This is a genomic window from Cupriavidus sp. C3SS-1 (assembly GCF_057073755.1).
Window position 1 is genome coordinate 999,630 of sequence record NZ_CP172700.1, and the last position, 19,102, is coordinate 1,018,731.

Sequence of the window (19,102 nt, forward strand, 5' to 3'; positions counted from 1 at the left end):
CGTCAGATCTCCATCACTTTGCGCCAGTAGGCGTACATGCCGCGGATCAGCGTCTCGGTGACCATGTGGTCGGTGTTCTCCGCGGTGGTCCCGCCGAGTTCCGCGACGACGCGGTGCCACGGCTTCTGCGAAAAGCCCTCTTGCGAGCATTCGATGACTTCGCCGTCGTCGGCCGAGACAAAGCCGGCTGGCCCGAACAGATTGGCTTGCCGCAAGCGGCGGCGCGTCATGTCTTCGGTGTCGTCCTCGAAGCCGAAATGCGTCCAGACGAAATCGAACGAATCCGGGCCGTTGGGCTGGATGTGGCGCGTCGAGACGGAATTCACCTGCTGCTGGAAGATCACGCTCGGGAAGACCGTCATCATCACGGCGGTCGGGTCGCCCCACCAGGGCTCGTGGACGATGTCGAGCAGGCGGTCATCCTGCAGCGTCATCTGGTCCTTGAAGCTGGTCACGCCTGACGTGACCTCACCCTTGCCGCCCTGGCCGCGCGTGGAGACCATCGCGGCATGGCGCAAGTGCGGGTCCATGACCAGGCGCGCCTTGTTGTCCGCGCGCCAGAGGCCGAACGTGACGAACCACGTGTGCAGCAGCCCTGGGTGGTACGGGTCCTTGATGTTCTCCTGCATCAGCTTCCAGTTGCCCGGGATGCGCTGCTTGTTGTAGCCAAGGACCTTCAGCTTGCGGCCGTTGAACAGGCGGTCGAAGTAACAGAGGATTTCCGGTCCGAGGTAATCCTCCAGCGGCTCCACGTCATGGTCGAACGAGGCGAACACCACGCCGCCGCGCGCGGCGACCTTCAGTTGCGTGAGGCCATGGTCCTGCGGCCTGAAGTCGGCCGGCATGCCGCCATTGACCTTGCCGTCCTGCTTCACGCCGCGGCGGAACGGCACGCCCTGCAGGTTGCCTTTCAGGTCGTAGTTCCACTGGTGGTAGGGGCAGTGGAAGTCCTTGCGGTTGCCGCTGCGTTCGCGGCAGAACTTCATGCCGCGATGGGCGCAGACATTTTCGACCACGTTGATCCCGCCTTCCTGGTCGCGCACGAGGATGACCGAGCGTTCGCCGATGGTGGTCCGCTTGAAGTCGCCCGGACTAGGGATTTCCGCTTCCAGGCCGACGTAGTTCCAGTGGCCCTGGTAGAAGACGCGTTCCAGTTCGCGCTGGTAAAGCTGCTGGTCCGTGTAGACGCGGAACGGGATGCGGCTGATGCCGTCGTCGGCCCAGACAGGCCGGTCTTGCGTGGGGGGGCTGGCCATGGATGTCGTCTCCATCGTTGTGGTGTCCATCTGGTTGTGGCGGGGTGTCAGGTGCCGGTTGCGTAGAAGGCGTCGGCGTAGATGTGCGCGGGCGCTACGCCCTTGCTGCGCAGTAGCAGCGTGGCGGCGTCGACCATCGGCGGCGCGCCGCACAGGTAGGCACGCCAGCCCTGCAGGTCGGGGAAGTCGGCGGCAACGGCTTCGGTGACCAGGCCGGTGCGCAATCCGGCGTCATCGCCAGGCAGTGTCGACACGATCTCGACGCGCAGCCGCGGATGCCGTTGCGAGAGTTCGCGCAGCCAGTCGAGCCCATAGGCATCGCGCGGCGCGCGCACGCCGAAGTAGAGGTGGATCGGGTTCGGCAATTCCGCCGCGATCGCACCGCGCACGATCGACAGTACGGGTGCGAGCCCGGTGCCGCCGGCGATGCAGAGGATCGGGTCGTCATTGCGGGTGCGCAAGTACGACGTGCCCAGCGGGCCACTGACGCGAACCGTGTCGCCGACCTTGAGCTTGTCGCGGATATAGCGGGTGACGCGGCCGTCGGACACGCTGCGCACATGGAACTCCAGCTCGCCGTCGCTGGCCAGCCGCGCCATGGAGTAAGGGCGGATATGGTCCGGCGTGAACTGCAGCATCGCGTACTGGCCCGGCGAGAACGACAGCGGCTTGGACGGTGCCAGCCGGATCATCCGGATATCGTGGGTGAGTTCGGTCAGTGCGGTGACGGTCGCCTTGACGATGCGCGCGGGATGCACGACCACTTCGTCGGGCTCGGGGATCTCGATGGTGCAGTGACCGGTGACGACCGACTGGCATGCCAGTACATGGCGGTGCGTCGCGTGATCGCCGTGGTGGAATTCATAGCCGCCGGCTTCATGGATGTCGCCGTCGATCACACGGCAGCGGCAGGTGCCGCAGCGACCGGCCATACAGCTATACGAAATGGGAATGTCGTGCTTTTGCAGCGCGGTCAGCAGATTTTCGCCACCGGCAATGTCGATGCGTTTGCCCAGGGGTTGGACGAGGACTTCCATGATGTCTCCGGCAGTGGTCTGTCTTGTGGCCTGGGAGGAATCATGGTGCAACGAGTGAAATTAACCAATAGAATCACGGCAATATCGACTATTCACCAAATCAATAAAGGTGCGCCGTGGAACTGAAGGATGTGGACCTGAACCTGATGGTGGTGTTCGAGCACTTGTTGCGCGAGCGCACGGTATCGGGAGCGGCCCGGGCGCTCAACCTGAGCCAGCCGGCCGTCAGCAATGCGCTAGCGCGGCTGCGCCGGCTGTTCGACGACGAGCTCTTTGTGCGCAGCAGCAAGGGCATGCTGCCGACGCCGCTTGCTCAGGACCTCGGGGAGCCGGTTGCATACGCACTCGAAGCCTTACAGGTTGCGCTGAGCCAGAAAGTCTCGTTCGATCCGTTGCGCAGTGACCGGTCGTTCCGGATTGCGATGACCGACATCGGCGAAGTGCACTTCATTCCGCGGCTGATGGGCGCGCTGCGGGAACGCGCGCCGGGGGTCGCGGTAGCGACCGTGCGCAACACGGCCGTCGATCTCGCATCGGAAATGAGCCTGGGCAAGATCGACCTTGCGGTGGGGCCGCTGCCTGAACTGGGTTCTGAATTCTTCCAGCGTCGGCTATTCCGCCAGCGCTACGTGTGCATGTTCCGGCCCGGCCATCCACTGGACAAGCGCGACGTCAGCCAGGGCGACTTCGAGCAAGCGGAGCACGTGGTGGTGACGGCGGCGGGCACTGGACATGCGCGCGTCGATGAAATCCTCGCCCAGCGGGGCGTGCAGCGGAAGATTCGCTTGCGCGTGCCGCATTTCGCCGCGCTGGCGGACATTGTTGCGAGCACGGATCTCGTCGCGACGGTTACCGAGACCTTTGCCCGTCGCAGCGCCGCCTACTTTGGACTGCGGCATATTGCGCATCCGGTCGAGTTGCCGGAAATCCAGATCAATCTCTTCTGGCATGCCCGGTACCATCGCGACCCCGCCAACCAGTGGTTGCGCAAGGAATTCGTCGGCCTGTTTTCGGATTGACGATGTTCGCGGCGCCGTGCTCAGGATCCTTGGCTCGCCGTTTCCGTTGCCAGCAGCGCCCAGCCTTGCGGCCCGTCGTCCTTCGCTTCGCGGTAACGCCACATCGCGCCGCAGTCCGTGCAGCGGAATGTACTCAGGGTGACGGTGACCGAGCGCGGAACCTTGCGCCGCTGGGTGTCCACGATGCGCAGTGCGGGGTGGCCAGCGACGCCGGGGGTGTCGGGTATCAGTGCCAGGCAATTTGCACAGAGCGACATACTGGCCTCTTGCATTAGGGAAGGCTCACTGTAGCACGCATCACGATATGGCTTGCATATTCGCATTGCGGTATCGGCAGAGAGTGGCCACAAATGACTTCGCATTGCAAAGCCTTTCTCCGGCACTGTCGTACAGTTGCGATCCCGGGAGAAATAAAGGCACTCGCAGCCTGCAAGAGGAGTAGAGTGGGCAATACATCGCAAACGCCCCGGAGCGAGTCATGGATGCTTTTCCGACTGCCACTTACAAGGGGTATGACCTTTACCCTCTGGTGTACAGACATACTGCGGAACGGGCCTGGATGGAGCCGAAGCCAGACCGATCCTTCAACGCAGCCGTCGTGATCTGCCGTGAAGGCGGACAGCCAGAAGGCGAGAAGGCGCGTACCTTCCGTCTTGACGAAACGCCCTGGGACAACGTTGGGGCGGCACGGCGCGCAGTGCTTCGCTATGCCGAGGACATCATCAACGGCGCCATTCCCGGCCAATCCGTCGTTTCCCTCTGAGTATCGTCGACGGGAATTCTCAATCGCGCCCATGAGGTCACTGGGACAACGGCGGCATGAGGCCGCCTGGAGCGCCAGTACAACCATGAACAAAGTCGCGGAATCATCGAGTTTCCTGTGCACGCTGCCGGGCGCAGGCAAAGGGATTGCCTACCATGTCGCCACCTGTTTTGCCGCGGCGGGACATCCCACCGGCGTCAGGTTCGCCAGCTTTGTCGGAGATGGCAGGCGTTCGTTCGGCGTGATGGTGGCAACCGGTTTGTCGCCGGACACGATCCCGCAGAACAGCGAGACACTATGCCGCCTGGCAATCGGGCAGGCGGTCCGGGACCATCTCTATGAGAAGACGCGTGAGGGCGATTCTGTCCTGGATCTGCATGCCGCGCCTTGGGATGGCGAACTCAGGCCGGTAGGCGGGGGCGTACCGGGTCGGGCACGATAGCGCCGGTCCGCTCGGCCCTGCGTTGACGACTATGCCTGCCGGTGCGGCAAGCGCTGCTGGCGCATGCGCGCGACTGCGGTTTCGCCAGCGCGGCGGGCGGCCTTCCTGGCATCGGCTTCCGAGCGGTGCGTGGCGTGCCGCATCGAGACGTTGGCCACGATGCGCTCGGCGCCGTTCCGGTACTCGGCGATCATGTAGTTCGCAAACCAGACACCCGGTTGCTGCTGGATGGGATACACCGAAACGGTGAAGGGTGTGATGTTGAGATTCAAATTGTCTCCTGCTAGTGGCGCGGCCTTGGGCGGCGTCGCGCACGGCCATGTACCGTGCGTGCTTGCCCGGCAAGCGGGCGCCATGGATGAATAGCCAGTGTCGCGTCCCGTGCATCAGGCGCGGGCGGCATTACTGGCGTGAGAGGACCGTGCTTGCGCAAGCCGACGCGCCAGGTACATGCGCGATGATTGCGGAGCGGACGTGCCGCCGGTCGATAGGGTGGTGGGCTAGGTCGCCCTGAGGAATCGGGTGTACGCCCGACAGACCGCCAATGCATGTTCGATCACGCTGTTGACCGATGTGGTCTGGCGGCCAGCACATTCAGTCCGACAGGTATCGATGAATGGCAAGTGGGGTCCATGATACCACCGTTGGAAGATCCTCTCCCTGCTGGCCTGTGCCGGGCTGGCCGCTTGCCGGTCACGGAGACGACTGGCGGAACCGGTCGCACTGCACATTCATGGCCTCGCAGATCTCGCACCATCGGTCTGCTTTGGGGGCCGGAGACGGCAGCGACGTCTCGCCGCAGGGCCGGGGAAGGGCCACAGGCGTGGATGCCGGCGCGGGGCCGGCGCCGCAGGCATAAGTGCGCACGGCTTCGCCCAGCGCCTGCAATCCGACCGGCTTGACCAGAATGCCGTCCATACCCGCCTGCAGCGCGGCATGGTGATCCTCGGGTACGGCGCTGGCGGTGCAGCCGATCACGGGAATGCGCGCCAGTGCGTCGTTGCGCCCGCGCAGTGCCCGGACGAACGCCAGGCCGTCCATGACCGGCATGGCGCAGTCGCAAAGGATCAAATCGAACGGATCCTCTTGCACGGACGCGGGCGTGACCAACCGTGCGAGGGCCTTGTGGCCGTCGGCGGCGGTCTCGACGCGGTGGCCCAGGTATTCGAACTGCCACTTCAGCAACAGGCGGTTGGGCGCATGGTCGTCGACGACCAGGACATGCAGCGGACTAGTGGCTGCGGCGCCAGGTGGCGGCACGATCTGTTCCGGGGCGGCGGCTGGTGCGCAGGCCGTTGGCAGCCGCAGGGTGACCTGCACGCACGTGCCGGAGCCCGGTGCGCTCTCCAGTCGGATCTGGCCGCCCATGGCCGCGACCAGGCGTCGGCAGATGGCCAGGCCCAGTCCGGTGCCGCCGGATTGCGGGCGCGAGCGGTCGTGCGCCTGCTCGAACGGCTGGAACAGGCGGCCCTGGTCGGCGCGCGCGATGCCGATGCCGGTATCCGACACCGTCAGTTCGATTTCCTGCATGCCCGCGCTCACCGGGCCGCCCCGCAGATGCACGCGGACCTCGCCATGATCGGTAAAGCGGATGGCGTTCGAAACCAGGTTGCCAAGGATCTGCCTGAAGCGAAGCGGATCTACCTTGTGCCCGGGCGCGACGCCGGTATCGACGACCGGTACCAGCGGCAATCGCTTCTGCGCGGCCACCGGCCCGAGCATCTGCAGCACCTCGTCCACCAACTGCGGCAGGCTTGCCGGGACGGCGTGGACGCGCAGTTTGCCGGCCTCCATCTTCGACAGGTCGAGGATGTCATCGATCAGGGCCAGCAATGCCAGCGCCGAATCATGCGCGGTCGACAGCATGCGTTGATCCTCGGGCGGCAGGCCCGGCCGTTTAAGCGCCAGCTCCAGCATGCCGGCCACCGCGTTCATCGGGGTCCGGATCTCATGGCTGACCGAAGCAAGGAAGGTGGACTTGGCACGGCTGGCGGCTTCGGCGCGCGCCTTGGCTTCGGCCAGCTGCGCCAGCATGTCGTGGCGCTCGGTCAGGTCCACCCAGCCGCCGGCCAGGGCCGTCACCGTCTCGCCCGCGCCGGGGCCGGGCAAGGGCGCGACCCAGTTCAGCACGTGCCGCTTTGCGCCCTGGATATGCAGGCAGCGGTCCTTGCTGAGCGGGCGGCCCGAGGCAATGACGTCACGATAGTCTTCCGACAATTCGGCGATATCGTCGATCACGCCCGCAAGCTGTCCCGGTGTGTCCGGCGGCTGGCCGCGCAGCGAGGCCAGCGAGGCCCCGACCAGTTCCTCGTAGCGGCGGTTGCAGGTGATGAGCCGTTGCTCGGCGTCGCGCACGTAGACGGGCTGCGGGATGCTGTCCAGCACCGCGGTATGAAGCGCCAAGCGCTGCCGCAGCCTTGCCGCGCAGGCCTGGCTGCGCGCAAGCCGGCGCCGCAGCACGCGCAACCGCGCGCCAAGCAGCGCGGACGCGAGCAGCACCGGCAGGCACACGGCCAGCCAGAGGAGCGGCGGGGGCAGGGCGGACAGCATCGAGGAGGCAGGCAACTGGGCATGAAGGAGCGCGCCGCACGGCATGGACGTCGCCGGGCGCAATCTCTGTCTGCACACTCTATGGATGCCTGCATCGCCGCAGTTTCAGAATCGTCTGAGTTTCTGTGCGGAAACTTCCTATTAGGGTGTGGGCTTCCCATGCCGAGCACCTTGCCAGTAGCCTGCAGGTGCGGCGTGCAAGGCACTGTGGAGCGGTATTATTGTTCTGCGCGTCCCCCTTAGCGATGGAGCTTGCGATGCCGACTGCGTTGACTGGCCTGCTGGCGGCCTGCCTGGTGCTGATGGGTGCCTGCCTGGCTCGCCTCTACCGTCGCCTGCGCGCGCTGGGCAAACAGCGCGATGTGCTGGCTGCCATTGTCGATGCCGCGCCCTATCCGATTGCCGCGCGCGACGAGCGTGGCGGTTACATGGTGGTCAACGCGGCGCTCGAGTCCTTTCTTGGCATCGGCCGCGAGCAGGTGCTGGGCAGGACCCTCGCAGAGGTCGACTTGCCGGCCAACATCATCGCGGCCGTGGCGTCGCCCGTCGGGCGAGCCCAGGCGTCCGGCCAGCGCGTCGAGGAAGCCTTGCACGTACAGGACGCCGCCGGCGACTGGCACGACCTCCTGTTTGCCACGCAGCCGCTGCGACTGCCGGATGGCACCGTGGCGGGCGTCGTCTCGGCGACCATCGACCTCACCGGGCAACTGGCCGCGGAACACGCCGCGCTCGATGCCAAGCGCATGCTCGACGAGATCTCCGATGCCTTGCCGGTGGCGTCGTTCCAGCTTTGCGCCGATCCCCACGGCCGGCATTGGTTTTCGTATTTCGCGGCCAAGGCCGAGCGCTACCGCGGATGGTCGGCCGAGCGGCTGCTCGCGGTGGTGGACGGCCGGTATGCGTCCGTGCTGCCTGACGACCGGCTCAAGATGGCCGAAGCCCTGCGCCAGTCCGCGGCCGCGCAGTCGGCAGCCCAGTTCGAGCTGCGCATCGTGGTCGATGGCGAAATCCGCTGGCTGCGGCTGTTCGTCGGCGCGCCCGTGCGGACCGGATCGGGGCAACTGCGCTGGAGTGGCTACGCCGGCGACGCCACCGACGAACATCGGCAGCTCGACGCGCTGGCCGCAGCGCGCGCGACCGCGGAAGAGGCGGCGCAGGCCAAGGCGCGCTTCCTGGCGACCATGACGCATGAGATCCGCACCCCGCTGGCCGCCGTGATCGGTGCGCTGGAATTGCTGCGCGGCAGCCCGATGAGCGCGCAGCAAGCCTCGGAGGTCGCGCTGGCCGACAATGCCGCGGGCCTGCTGATGGAGATCCTCGGCGGCATCCTGGACTATTCGCGGCTGGAGGCCGGCCAGCTGAAGCTGGAATCGCTGCCGGTTGATCCGCGCGCGCTCGTCGCATCCGTCATGGCCGTCCATCGGCCCGCGATCGCGGCCAAGGGGCTGGCTTTCACGTTCGATGCGGATCCGCACGTCGCTGCGGCCTTGCTCGGCGATCCCACCCGGCTCAAGGAGATTTTGCTCAACCTGGTCGGCAACGCCGTCAAGTTCACGGCACACGGCGGGATCCGGGTCCGGCTGGCGCTGCTGGAAGACCAGGGCGAGCGCCAGCGCGTGGCCCTCAGTGTGACCGATACGGGCGTCGGCATCGCGCCCGAGCAGCAGGCACTGCTGTTCGCGCCGTTCTCCCAGGCGGACAGCACCATCTCGCGACGCTTCGGGGGCAGCGGGCTGGGCCTGGCGATCTGCCGGCGGCTGGCGCAGCACATGGGCGGCACGCTGACACTCAGCAGCGAGCCTGGCGCGGGCACGACGGTCTCCCTGTGCGTGACCTTGCCGGTGGCCGAACCCGTACCGGCGCTTGCGGCGGGAGATCCGGCTGCACCGCGGCCGTTGTCGATCGCGCCACTCGACGAGTGCAAGGCCATCCTGGTGGTAGAAGACCATCTGCCGTTCCAGGTCATCATGCGGCGCCAGCTGGAAAAGCTGGGCCAGGACTGCACCGTGGCGTCGGACGGCGAAGCGGCGCTGGAACTGCTTGGGCAACACGCCTTCGCCCTGGTGCTCACGGACTGCCAGATGCCCGGGATGGATGGCTTCGAACTGGCGACCCGGATTCGGGCGTCCGGGTCCGGAGCCAATGCCGATGTGCCGATCGTTGCGCTGACAGCCTCGGTGGGCACCGAGATCGAGCGGCAGTGTCGCGACGCGGGCATGGACGCCTGTCTGGCGAAGCCCGTGCGCATGGAGGCACTGCGCGCCTGCATTGCCCGGTGGGCGCGTTAGGGCGCATCATGATGCGGTCGGCAACGGGTCCCGGGGACCTCAAACTCTTAAAAGTGCTTAATTGTTAACGTTTCGTTGAATCGGGAAAAGTCGTACCGGCACTCGGAAATTTCCTGCGCCTATGCGGAAAAATGCTGAACACAATGGTGTGCCAGACAATAAATGCCTGCCGTTGCAGGCAATGCCATTTGAGACGGAGCCCTTGCCTTGGCCACAATCCTGATTGTCGACGACCACCCCGCGGTGCGTGTCGTGCTGAAGACGCACCTGTCGCAGGTCCTCGGCGTGACGCACGTTCTGGAGGCGGACAATGGCCAGGCCGCCGTCGAAATCGTGCGCCAGTATGCGCCCGACGTCGTGATCCTGGATCTGGATATTCCACGCATCAATGGCCTGGACGTTATCCCGCGGCTCAAGGCAATTCAGCCGACCGTGCGTATCCTGGTGATCTCGGGCCAGGACCAGAACACCTTCGCCCCGCGTGCCCGGCAGGCCGGCGCAAACGGCTTTGTCAGCAAGACCCAGGAGCTGCCGGAGATTGTCCGCTGCGTGGAATCGGTGCTGGCCGGCTACTCGGTCATGCCCGACGCCGCTGTTGGACGCGTTGAAGGGGGCGACGAGGCGGGCCGCCTCGGCAGCCTGTCCGACAAGGAACTGGTGATACTGCAGATGCTGGCCAAGGGCATGTCAAACAAGCAGATCGGCGAGGTCCTGTTCATTTCCAACAAGACCGTCAGTACGCACAAGACCCGCATCATGGAAAAGCTGGGCGCGCGCTCGCTGGTCGATGTCATCGATTTCGCCCGGCGGCACCATATCGCCATCGGGTGAAGAAGGAACTGCCATGCATGACGCATTCATCCTGGCCCAGTCGGGCAGCGCCTGGAGCGAGCGGCTGGCGCAGTGGCTCGGTGACGCGGGTTTGTCCGCCCAATGCGTGACCGCCGCGGAGACGGACGCGGTACTTGCCGCTGCGGTGCCGCGCCTGATCGTGGCCGCTCCGGACTTCGTCGCCACGTGCCTGCTGCAGCGCGCGCGCCGGGATGGTGTACTGCTGGTCTGTGTAGGCCAGGCGCAGGGCGACTTCTACGACGATGCCCTGGCCGAGCCTGTCACCGAGGAAGCCGTTTTCCGACTGCTGGCCCGGCATGGCTACCTGGCCATTTCAGGCAGGGAGCGTGCGGGGCTGGCCGATGCCATTGCGCGCCAGTCATTCGGCGATCCCGCGCTTGCCGCGGAACTGGCGCAGGCGCTCGCGACATCGACAGAGTCCGATCTCGAAAGGCTGCAAGCGGAAGGCGACAGCCTGGAAAGCCTGCGCAGCGTGGCGCATCGCGTGAAAGCGTCGGCGCACCTTGCCGACTGCCAGGGCTTCCACCGGCTCGCGCAAAGGCTGGAAAATGCCGCCCGCAGCGGCGATGCCGCGCTGGCCAGTGCGGTGGCCGCGATATTCACACCGACCGCCCGCGAATTCCACGCCATGCTCGTTGGCGGAGCCGGCGAATAACCCGGGTTCATTTGGATTCAGTAATTCACCGGATTTAAAAATCCATTGCCGGCATTATTATTATTTAAATTCCGCATCGAAATAATTATATAAAGAATTAAAGCGATCTTTATATGAGGGTGCGGAATGAATCGCGGAGGTCCGCGTCCCGGGTAATGGCTTCTCATCGCGCGTCGCAGTCCTCCAGGCATTTTCCCTTCGGGTTTCCATTCACGCTTGTCTGGGGACGGGTCATGACTCATGCCATGGCGGCCATGCCGGAATCCTCCTTTTACTTCCATCTGGCCGGGGTGGCGGTACTGCTGCTGGTCGTGGGGGTGGCACACGCAGTGTGGTTCGTGTTTTCCCGCGACGAAGGACGGCGCGCGCGGGCGATGCAGCTTGCCGCGACCGGGACGCGTTGGGGGCTGGCGCTCGGGGCAACGTGGACGGCGATCCTCTACGGCAACGGGGCCTGGGAGCGCGCGGACGCCCACAACTGCCGGCGCCTGCCCACGCCCGACCCCTCGGCGCGCTACGAGGCCGAGTATTGCTACCTTTCCGAGCACAAGGTGCTGGTGCGCGTGTACAGCGCCCGCCGCAACGTCCTGCTGGCCCAGCGTACGTTCGCGAACTCCGGTCCCGTGCGCCTGCACTGGGACCGCGGCGTGCTGGTCTTCGACCCGGGCGCCGTCGACGGCAAGGGCCGGCTCGCGCTGCCGCCCAGCTTGCGCGACCGCTTGCTGGCACGCCTGCCCTGAGGTCCCCTTCAGTCCGGAGGTCGAGCGAGTGCCCTCCGCGCTATAAGTGGTGTTCCGCGCCGGACGATGCCTGCGGCGGCCGTGGCGGCGTTATGTCGGCACTGCAGCTGGGCGCTTGCGCATCATGCGTATGCGGATGGAGTGCCCCTGGCACATTCGCGCTTTCGAGCCCGTCATGCGACAGCCATTGCGCGGTGGTGCTTGCCGCGCGGTCGATCAGCTCGCCGCAGCGCGAGTAGTCGTAGGGCGAGATATCGAGCGGGCAAAGCGGCGGCACCACGGAGATATGCGCATGGCTGCTCCAGTGCTGCAGATCATGGACGAGCTGGCGCGCGACGAGCAGCGAGAGCGCATTGAAGGCATGCTCCAGCGCGCCACGCGGCGGCCGCCGCTCGGAGCACGTAAAGCCCGCCGGCAGCACGATCACGCGCGTGGCCCCGAGCCGGACGGCGGTCGACACTGGCGTATTGTTCGCCACGCCGCCATCGATCAGCGTGCGACCGTCGAACTGCACGGGCGGGAAGACGCCCGGAATGGCCGCACTGGCCAGCACCGCATCCACGATCGCGCCGCTGGAAAGCAGGACCTCCGCGCCGCTCTGCATGTCGGTGGCCACGACGTGTAGTGGAAGCGCCGAGCCTTCCAGCCGCGCGTCGCCAAAATTGCGGCTCAGCAGCGTGCGCAAGCCGTAGGCGTCCACCAGATAGCCGCGGCTGCCGCCCAGCATGCCCAGTACGCTGCGCCAGGACCACGGCATGATCTCCGTGCGCCGGATCGTGCGCCACAGCTGTTCGAGCCGCGCTGCCCCGTCGCGCCCCGGGTTGCAGGCGAAGTAGGCCCCGTTGATGGCCCCTGCGGAGGCGCCGATCACGAGGTCGGGGGTCAGGCCCGCCGCTACCAGTTCCCGCAGCATGCCGACCTGGATCGCCCCCAGGCTGCCGCCGCCGGCAAAGACGAAAGCGGTTTTTTCCATGATATGGGTCCGGCGCGGCCAGCGCCGGCTGGTTGAAGTCGTCTTGAGCAAAGCTTAGGCGACACCAAGGCCGGTGGCGCAACTGCCTGTGCTGGCATCGCACATCACGAAGTGTTGGCGTACGTGGCGCCGCAGCACCTTGCGCGGGGAACCGCGTTCGAACGGTTTACGCAATTAACCGACAGAAATTTCAACCATACCTTGAATCGACCTGCGGTCGCATCGGCCTGCAGGAAAGGGGCGGCGGCCAAGCCGGTCAGCTGGCCAGCGCGTCCGGGTCGATGCCCAGCTGGCTGGCCATGTGCTCGACCAGGGCTTCCAGCCGCTGGACGCGGTTGGAAAGCTCGCGCTGCTCGGCGCGCAGCCGTTCGAGTTCGGACGGCGCCACCGATTCCTCGGCCGTGGCTGGCCCGCTCGGGGCCAGGCTCTCCGCGCTGACTTCGCCACCGAGCAGGTGCATCCAGCGATGCTCGCGCTCGCCCGGTGCGCGCGCCAGCTTCACGACATAGGGCGGTTCGTGTTCGGCCAGCTCGTCAAGGAAGGCTTCGACCGACGAGATATCCGCGAAGGAATGCAGTCGCACCGTGTTCAGGCGCAGCTCCGCCGCCGTCTGCGCACCGCGCAGGAGCAGCATGGCGAGCAGCGCGGCCGATTGCGACGGCACGCCCAGCACGCGGCCCATATTGTGTTCAAAGCGCGGCACGCGGCTGCTGCTGCCTTCAAACACCAGGCTCAGTCCTTTCAGGCCGTCGATGGCGACCACCACTTCCGCTTCCGTGACGTTCATGACCGGCGCACGGGCCGTCTTCTGGTTGCAGCCCGCGGTCAGCGCATTGAGCGAGAGCGGATAGGTGTCTGGCACGGTGTGCTGCTTTTCCAGCAGGACGCCGAGTACGCGCCCTTCGATCGGGGTCAGGGTCCGTATCGGCTGGCGGGAAGGAGTTTCGGGCGTGGCGCTCATCAGGGGTCCGTATCGTAGTGCGGTGGGCCGAAGCCGGCAAGTCGGACATTCAAGCGCAAGCTGGCGGAATGCGCAACTCCCGGCGGCCCCGAGGCGGCTCGCTCGCGCCCTCGCGCTCGCATTCGCGCTGCTGCGGACTACTATCGATGAGGCGCGAGGGTCGGCCGCGCCTGCTGCAGGCGCAAGCCGACAAATCCAGGGATGACCGGGGGGGCAAGCATGGCGCAGGCGGAACTGACGGCGGGCGTTGAAGGGCCGGGCACCGAGGCGGCAGCCGGCCTCGACGCGCCCTATTCGACGCTGGAATCGCGGCAGCACCAGATGTTCCCGACGCTCAGCGCCGAGGAAGTCGCTCGCATGCGCCATTTCGGCACCACGCAGCACTGGCACGCCGGCGAGCACCTGTTTTCGGTCGGGCAGGCCGGCCGCGGCATGTACGTGGTGGTCAGTGGCTGCATCCAGATCGTCCGTCGCGACGGCCTCGGACGCGGAAACCTGATCACCGACCTCGGGCCGGGCATGTTCTCGGCCGAAGTCGGCACCCTGAGTGGCCGCCCGTCGCTGGTGGACGGCCGCGCACTGAACGATTCCGAGGGATTCGTCATTCCGCCCGACCGCCTGCGCGCGCTGCTGGTGGCGGAGGCCGATCTGGGCGAGCGCATCATGCGCGCGCTGATCCTGCGCCGCGTCGGGCTGATCGAATCCGGCAGCGGTCCGGTGCTGGTCGGGCACGGCACGGAGCCATTGCTGCTGGCGCTGCAGGCGTTCCTGCGCCGCAACGGGCATCCGTACACGGTGATCGACATGGACACCGAGCGCGATTGCACCTGCCTGAGCGAGTTCGCGAACGCGCCGGCGTCGGACTTTCCGCTCGTGATCTGCCCGGACGGCCGCGTGTTACGCGCACCCGACGAAGGCCAGCTGGCTTCTTGCCTTGGCCTGCTGCCTGAATTCGACCCGGCGCACGTCTATGACGTGGTGGTGGTGGGCGCGGGTCCGGCCGGCCTGGCCACGGCCGTGTATGCCGCGTCCGAAGGCCTGTCGGTCGCCGTGATCGATTGCCGCTCGCCGGGCGGCCAGGCCGGTGCCAGCGCGCGCATCGAGAACTACCTTGGCTTTCCCACCGGCATTTCCGGCCAGGCGCTGGCCGGGCGCGCATTCGTGCAGGCGCTCAAGTTCGGCGCCCACATTGCCATTCCGCTCGAGGTCAAGGCCCTGCATTGCGGTTCGGACCCGATCCGGCTGGAGCTGGCCGATGGCCGCATGATCCCGACGCACACGGTGGTCATCGCCACCGGCGCCCAATACCGCCGGCCGGCGATTGCCGCGCTCGAGCGCTTTGAGGGATGCGGCGTGTACTACTGGGCCTCCCCCGTGGAGGCCAAGCTGTGCAAGAACGAGCCGGTGATGCTCGTGGGCGGCGGCAACTCCGCCGGACAGGCCGCCGTGTACCTGGCGACGCATGCGGCACAAGTGCATATGCTGGTGCGCGGACAGGGGCTGGCTGCCACCATGTCGCGCTACCTGATCGACCGGATCGCCGGGCTGCCGAACGTACAACTCCACACCCATGCGGAAATCCGTGCGCTCAACGGGGACGGCTGGCTTTCCGACGTGCGCTATCACGCGCCCGCGGAAAGCGACGCCCTGGTGTCGCTGCCGGTGCGCCACCTGTTCCTGTTCATCGGTGCCGATCCCAATGCGTCGTGGTTGCGTACCTGCAATGTGGAGACCGACGACAAGGGCTTCGTGCGCACGGGCGGGGGCGCGCTGGGCTGCGTGTCGGCGGTGCCGTATCCCTTGCAGACCAGCGTGCCAGGCGTATTTGCGATCGGTGACGTGCGTTCGGGGTCGACCAAGCGTGTCGCCGCGGCAGTAGGCGAGGGCGCAGCCGTGGTCGCGCAGATCCACAGCTATCTCGCCGGATTGCCGGCCACACAGGCCGCCTGATCTGCGGCCCGGACGAGGGGATTCCGCCGGCTACTCTTCCTCCATCTGTCCGAAGTGCTCGGCCAGGTGGTCGATCAGCATTCTGACCGCCGGCAGCAGACCGCGCCGCGAGGCAAAGACGGCATGCAGAATCTCGCGCCGCGGCGCCCACCCTGGCAGGACCTTCACCAGCGAGCCGTCGCCGAGCTGGTCGCGCACCATCATCACCGGCAGCTGGCAGACCCCGACGCCCGCGACGGCCGCATTGCGCACGGCCACCATGTCGCCGGTGACATAGCGCGGGCGGTGATGGATGTTGGCCTGCTCCCCGTCGGGGCCGAACAGCCGCCAGGCGTGGTCCGCCTGTGGCGTGCCGATGGCCAGGCTCGGCCAGTCATGGAGCGCGGCGGGAAACTGCGGCATGCCGAATGCCTGCACCAGTGACGGGCTGGCGACCAGGCACTGGCTGCGCTCCGCCAGCGGGCGGATGACCAGGTCGCTGTCTTCGAGCGGTGGCGGGCGCACGCGGATGGCGACATCGATAGCTTCCGCCACCGGATCGACGCGCCGGTTGGTGGCCTCCAGATGGATGGTCACCTGGGGATGCCGCGCCATGAACTCGCCCAGCATCGTTCCCACATGGGCTTGCAGCAGCGCGACCGGGCAAGTCACGCGGACCGTGCCGCGCGGCTCGGCACGCGTGAATTCAATGGCTTCCTGCGCGGCCTCCGCCTGCACCAGCATGGCCTTGCAGTGCTCGTAGTAGATGCGCCCGATCTCCGTCACGGCGAAACGGCGCGTCGAGCGCTGGATCAGGCGCACGCCAAGTCGTTCCTCCAGCATCGCCATGCGGCGGCTGAGGCGGGATTTCGGCATGCCCAGCGCGCGGCCGGCCGGCGCGAAGCCGCCATGGTCGACGGCCTGCACATAGAGGTAGAGATCGTTCAGGTCTTGCAAACCGTGTCCTCATCGTTCATGGAACAGGACTCTGATGCGCGCATTTGCCATCTAGAGGCGAATTCGTCCCAATACTATGCTTGGACTGTCGTATCGAGCAACAGAGGTCCACCATCATGGGGCGCCGCCAAGGCGGGCGGCCTCGGCGGACCTGCAAGGGGACATTGATGTCATTGCGAACCGAAGATATCCAGGCCTATCTTCATGTGGTCGAGCTTGGCGGCATCAGCGCCGCGGCACGGCGCATGGGTTTGTCCAAATCCGTGGTCAGCAAGCGCATCAGCGACCTGGAGCGCGAGCTGGGGGTATCGCTGCTGCAGCGCTCCACGCGCAGCATCCGGCCGTCGGAGAGCGGCCGCTACTTCTACGAGCAGGCGCGCGCCGCGCTGAGCCAGCTCGACCATGCGGCGCAGGCGGTCTCGGACGCCGCGCGCGAGCTGTGCGGGGAATTACGCGTGCTGGCGCCGATGACCTTCGGCACGCGCTGGCTGTCGCCGCTGATCGCGGCCTTTGCGCGCGACCATCCACGCCTGAACCTGATTCTCGAACTCGACGACAAGCTCGCCGATGTGGGCCACGAGCGCTACGACATGGCCATCCGCATCACGCGTCTCGGCGAAAGTTCGCTGATCGCGCGCCAGCTCGCGGTCAGCCGGCGCGTGCTGTGCTGCAGCCCCGCATATGCCGAGCGCGCGGGCCTGCCGCGCATGCTCGACGATATCGTGCAGCACGCCTGCCTGGCCTACAGCAACTCGCCGCCGGGGCAGGTGTGGGCCTTCGCCGATCCGTCGGCAAAGGCCGGCCTGCGCAGCACCACGCCGCGCGGCGTGTTCACCGCCAATAACGGCGAAGTGCTGCGCGACGCGGCGCTGGCCGGGCAGGGCCTGGCCGTGTTGCCACGCTTCATCGTCTGGGATGATCTGCGTGCCGGCTGCCTGGTGGAAGTGCTGCCGGAGCTGCCGCCCGTGGACGACGGCATCTTTGCCGTCTATCCGCGCAGTGGCTTCGGCTCGGTCAAGCTGCGCACGCTGGTGCAGTATCTCCAGGCCTCGCTGGCGCGGCCGCCGTGGGAAGACCCGGAATTTGCCGGGGCCGGGGCCGGGCCGCTCAGGCTGTTGCAAGGCGCCGCCGCCTGAGCCGCGCGGCGCGGCGGCACCAGCGGCCGCTCAGGCAAACAACGGATCGGGCTTCTCCGGATCGATCCCGTATTTTCCGATGGCCTCGCGCAGCACGCCGCGTTCCAGCTTGCCTTCGTCCGCCAGCGCCTTCAGGGCCGCCAGCGTGATCCAGCGGCGGTCCACCTCGAAGAAATCGCGCAGCTTCTCGCGCGTGTCCGAGCGCCCGTAGCCGTCGGTGCCCAGCACGGTATAGGCGCGCGGCACGAACGGGCGGATCTGCTCGGCCAGCATGCGCACGTAATCGGTCGCGGCAATCACCGGGCCCAGCGTTTCGGCCAGGCAACGCTCCACGTGCGATTGCCGCGGCGTTTCGTCCGGATGCAGCAGGTTCCAGCGCACCGCCGCATTGCCGTCGCGCGCCAGCTCGGTGAAGCTCGGGCAGCCCCACAGGTCGGCCTGCACGCCCCAGTCCTGCTCCAGCATGGCGGCCGCGCCGCGAAATTCCGATTCGAGTTCCTGGATGATCTTGCCGTCGCCGCGCACCGGTCCGTCCAGGCGCTGCCGGTTGCAGTTGATGACGAAGACCAGGTTGTCGAGTTGTTCGCGCCCGGCCATGCCGAGCGCGCCGCGCGACTCGGGCTCGTCCATCTCGCCGTCGCCGCAGAACACCCACAGCTTGCAGGCCCGGTCCGCATCGCGCGCGACCACGGCTCTGACGATGGCCTCGTGCTCGGCCGTCACGTCGCGGCCGACATGACCGGCTGGTATTGCCCCGCGCGCCGCTGCACCTACGGGGTCGGCAACCGCCGCTTGCTCCACCACGCTATCGGACTGGAGCAGCCTCAGTCCGACGGCGCAGCGCGGCCGTCCACGTGAGCCTGGATGGCCAGCCGGAATGTCGGGCTAGGCGGTTCTCGGCAGTACCGTCAGAACCCTGACGACAAAGGCATGGAACTCTGACATGTAATGACGCAGGAACTCTTCCGTCGAGGCATCGGTGACCTCTCCCGCCTCGGTGATCAGGCCGGGCCGGAACTGGATGTAGGCTTCCGGCGCGTTCATCTGCGGTGAATTGCAGAAACTCAGCAGGCCGCGCAGGTGCTGCTGCGCCACCGCGGTACCGATGGCTCCCGGGGACGTGCCAATGACGGCCGAGGGCTTGTGCGTGAATGAATTCTTCCCATACGGACGGCTGGCCCAGTCAATGGCGTTCTTGAGGCCACCGGGTATCGAGCGGTTGTACTCGGGCGTGATGAACAGCACCGCATCGACATCGGCGATGGCCTGCTTGAATGCCTTGGCCGCCGGGGGGAAGTTGTCGTCATAGTCGTAGCTGTAGAGCGGAAGCTCCTTGAACGAAATCTCGGCAAACTCCAACTCCGGCGGGGCCAGCTTGATCAGCGCCCTGGACAGCGTGCGATTGATGGAAGCCTTGGCCAGGCTTCCGATCAGGTAGCCGACTTTATAGGTTGCCATACGGACTCCTTTATTGGTGATTTGAACGACCGGCCCAAGAGAGAGTGCTTCGACCGCGGGTCCCAGGCTTCATCCATGGCACGAAG

The 19,102-nt window shown here is 66.5% G+C and carries 18 protein-coding genes and 1 pseudogene; 9 read left to right on the forward strand and 10 right to left on the reverse strand.

The window, feature by feature from the left end:
* Positions 1 to 2: 2 nt before the first annotated feature.
* Together ACIGJC_RS20590 and ACIGJC_RS20595 are read right to left on the reverse strand one after the other, a co-directional pair.
* Positions 3 to 1,256 carry an aromatic ring-hydroxylating dioxygenase subunit alpha gene (locus ACIGJC_RS20590; RefSeq protein ID WP_483713998.1) on the reverse strand — a complete coding sequence of 418 codons (1,254 nt, stop codon included), beginning with the start codon at positions 1,254 to 1,256 and terminating at the stop codon, positions 3 to 5.
* Positions 1,257 to 1,303: 47 nt separating this feature from the next.
* Positions 1,304 to 2,293: a 2Fe-2S iron-sulfur cluster-binding protein gene (locus ACIGJC_RS20595; protein ID WP_483713999.1), complete on the reverse strand. Its 990-nt coding sequence runs from the start codon at positions 2,291 to 2,293 to the stop codon at positions 1,304 to 1,306.
* A gap of 116 nt (positions 2,294 to 2,409) precedes the next feature.
* On the opposite strand from ACIGJC_RS20595, the gene ACIGJC_RS20600 reads away from it, so the two are divergent.
* Positions 2,410 to 3,312 (forward strand): LysR family transcriptional regulator, encoded by a 903-nt coding sequence (locus tag ACIGJC_RS20600; protein ID WP_483714001.1) that lies wholly within the window; start codon positions 2,410 to 2,412, stop codon positions 3,310 to 3,312.
* A 20-nt stretch (positions 3,313 to 3,332) separates the two neighbouring features.
* Here ACIGJC_RS20600 and ACIGJC_RS20605 read toward each other — a convergent pair whose 3' ends face one another.
* A complete protein-coding gene (locus ACIGJC_RS20605; protein WP_483714002.1) occupies positions 3,333 to 3,569 on the reverse strand; it encodes a hypothetical protein in 237 nt (78 codons plus the stop codon).
* Between the two features lie 221 nt (positions 3,570 to 3,790).
* Between ACIGJC_RS20605 and ACIGJC_RS20610 the strand changes: the two genes are divergently transcribed.
* Positions 3,791 to 4,075 carry a hypothetical protein gene (locus tag ACIGJC_RS20610; RefSeq protein ID WP_483714003.1) on the forward strand — a complete coding sequence of 95 codons (285 nt, stop codon included), beginning with the start codon at positions 3,791 to 3,793 and terminating at the stop codon, positions 4,073 to 4,075.
* An 85-nt stretch (positions 4,076 to 4,160) separates the two neighbouring features.
* On the forward strand, positions 4,161 to 4,517 hold the full coding sequence (locus tag ACIGJC_RS20615; protein WP_483714005.1) for a hypothetical protein: 357 nt from the start codon (positions 4,161 to 4,163) through the stop codon (positions 4,515 to 4,517).
* 29 nt (positions 4,518 to 4,546) lie between these two features.
* Here ACIGJC_RS20615 and ACIGJC_RS20620 read toward each other — a convergent pair whose 3' ends face one another.
* Both ACIGJC_RS20620 and ACIGJC_RS20625 read right to left on the reverse strand, forming a co-directional pair.
* On the reverse strand, positions 4,547 to 4,789 hold the full coding sequence (locus ACIGJC_RS20620; protein WP_483714006.1) for an isochorismatase: 243 nt from the start codon (positions 4,787 to 4,789) through the stop codon (positions 4,547 to 4,549).
* A 421-nt stretch (positions 4,790 to 5,210) separates the two neighbouring features.
* Positions 5,211 to 7,112 (reverse strand): ATP-binding protein, encoded by a 1,902-nt coding sequence (locus ACIGJC_RS20625; protein ID WP_483714007.1) that lies wholly within the window; start codon positions 7,110 to 7,112, stop codon positions 5,211 to 5,213.
* A gap of 212 nt (positions 7,113 to 7,324) precedes the next feature.
* Between ACIGJC_RS20625 and ACIGJC_RS20630 the strand changes: the two genes are divergently transcribed.
* The 4 genes from ACIGJC_RS20630 (at position 7,325) to ACIGJC_RS20645 (ending at position 11,602) form a co-directional block, all read left to right on the forward strand.
* Positions 7,325 to 9,355: a hybrid sensor histidine kinase/response regulator gene (locus tag ACIGJC_RS20630; protein WP_483714008.1), complete on the forward strand. Its 2,031-nt coding sequence runs from the start codon at positions 7,325 to 7,327 to the stop codon at positions 9,353 to 9,355.
* 207 nt (positions 9,356 to 9,562) lie between these two features.
* Positions 9,563 to 10,186, forward strand: a complete 624-nt coding sequence (locus ACIGJC_RS20635) for a response regulator (protein ID WP_483714009.1) — start codon at positions 9,563 to 9,565, stop codon at positions 10,184 to 10,186.
* Positions 10,187 to 10,199: 13 nt separating this feature from the next.
* Positions 10,200 to 10,862 carry an Hpt domain-containing protein gene (locus ACIGJC_RS20640; protein ID WP_483714011.1) on the forward strand — a complete coding sequence of 221 codons (663 nt, stop codon included), beginning with the start codon at positions 10,200 to 10,202 and terminating at the stop codon, positions 10,860 to 10,862.
* A gap of 233 nt (positions 10,863 to 11,095) precedes the next feature.
* Positions 11,096 to 11,602 carry a hypothetical protein gene (locus ACIGJC_RS20645; RefSeq protein ID WP_483714012.1) on the forward strand — a complete coding sequence of 169 codons (507 nt, stop codon included), beginning with the start codon at positions 11,096 to 11,098 and terminating at the stop codon, positions 11,600 to 11,602.
* A 40-nt stretch (positions 11,603 to 11,642) separates the two neighbouring features.
* Here ACIGJC_RS20645 and ACIGJC_RS20650 read toward each other — a convergent pair whose 3' ends face one another.
* Both ACIGJC_RS20650 and ACIGJC_RS20655 read right to left on the reverse strand, forming a co-directional pair.
* A complete protein-coding gene (locus ACIGJC_RS20650) occupies positions 11,643 to 12,575 on the reverse strand; it encodes a patatin-like phospholipase family protein (RefSeq protein ID WP_483714013.1) in 933 nt (310 codons plus the stop codon).
* Between the two features lie 256 nt (positions 12,576 to 12,831).
* Positions 12,832 to 13,536, reverse strand: a complete 705-nt coding sequence (locus tag ACIGJC_RS20655; RefSeq protein WP_483714014.1) for a YceH family protein — start codon at positions 13,534 to 13,536, stop codon at positions 12,832 to 12,834.
* A gap of 219 nt (positions 13,537 to 13,755) precedes the next feature.
* Between ACIGJC_RS20655 and ACIGJC_RS20660 the strand changes: the two genes are divergently transcribed.
* Entirely contained in the window at positions 13,756 to 15,486 is a 1,731-nt protein-coding gene (locus tag ACIGJC_RS20660) for an FAD-dependent oxidoreductase (protein WP_483714015.1), read from the forward strand.
* A 30-nt stretch (positions 15,487 to 15,516) separates the two neighbouring features.
* Here the strand turns inward: ACIGJC_RS20660 and ACIGJC_RS20665 are convergent, their stop codons facing one another.
* A complete protein-coding gene (locus tag ACIGJC_RS20665; RefSeq protein WP_483714016.1) occupies positions 15,517 to 16,422 on the reverse strand; it encodes a LysR family transcriptional regulator in 906 nt (301 codons plus the stop codon).
* A gap of 167 nt (positions 16,423 to 16,589) precedes the next feature.
* Here ACIGJC_RS20665 and ACIGJC_RS20670 point away from each other — a divergent pair, with 167 nt between their 5' ends.
* Complete coding sequence (locus tag ACIGJC_RS20670; RefSeq protein WP_483714018.1) at positions 16,590 to 17,558, forward strand: LysR family transcriptional regulator; 969 nt, start codon at positions 16,590 to 16,592, stop codon at positions 17,556 to 17,558.
* 30 nt (positions 17,559 to 17,588) lie between these two features.
* On the opposite strand, the pseudogene ACIGJC_RS20675 reads toward ACIGJC_RS20670, so the two are convergent.
* Both ACIGJC_RS20675 and ACIGJC_RS20680 read right to left on the reverse strand, forming a co-directional pair.
* Positions 17,589 to 18,119, reverse strand: a pseudogene (locus tag ACIGJC_RS20675) (transketolase-like TK C-terminal-containing protein); the annotation flags it as partial.
* Positions 18,120 to 18,443: 324 nt separating this feature from the next.
* A complete protein-coding gene (locus ACIGJC_RS20680; protein ID WP_483714019.1) occupies positions 18,444 to 19,016 on the reverse strand; it encodes an NADPH-dependent FMN reductase in 573 nt (190 codons plus the stop codon).
* Between the last annotated feature and the right edge of the window lie 86 nt (positions 19,017 to 19,102).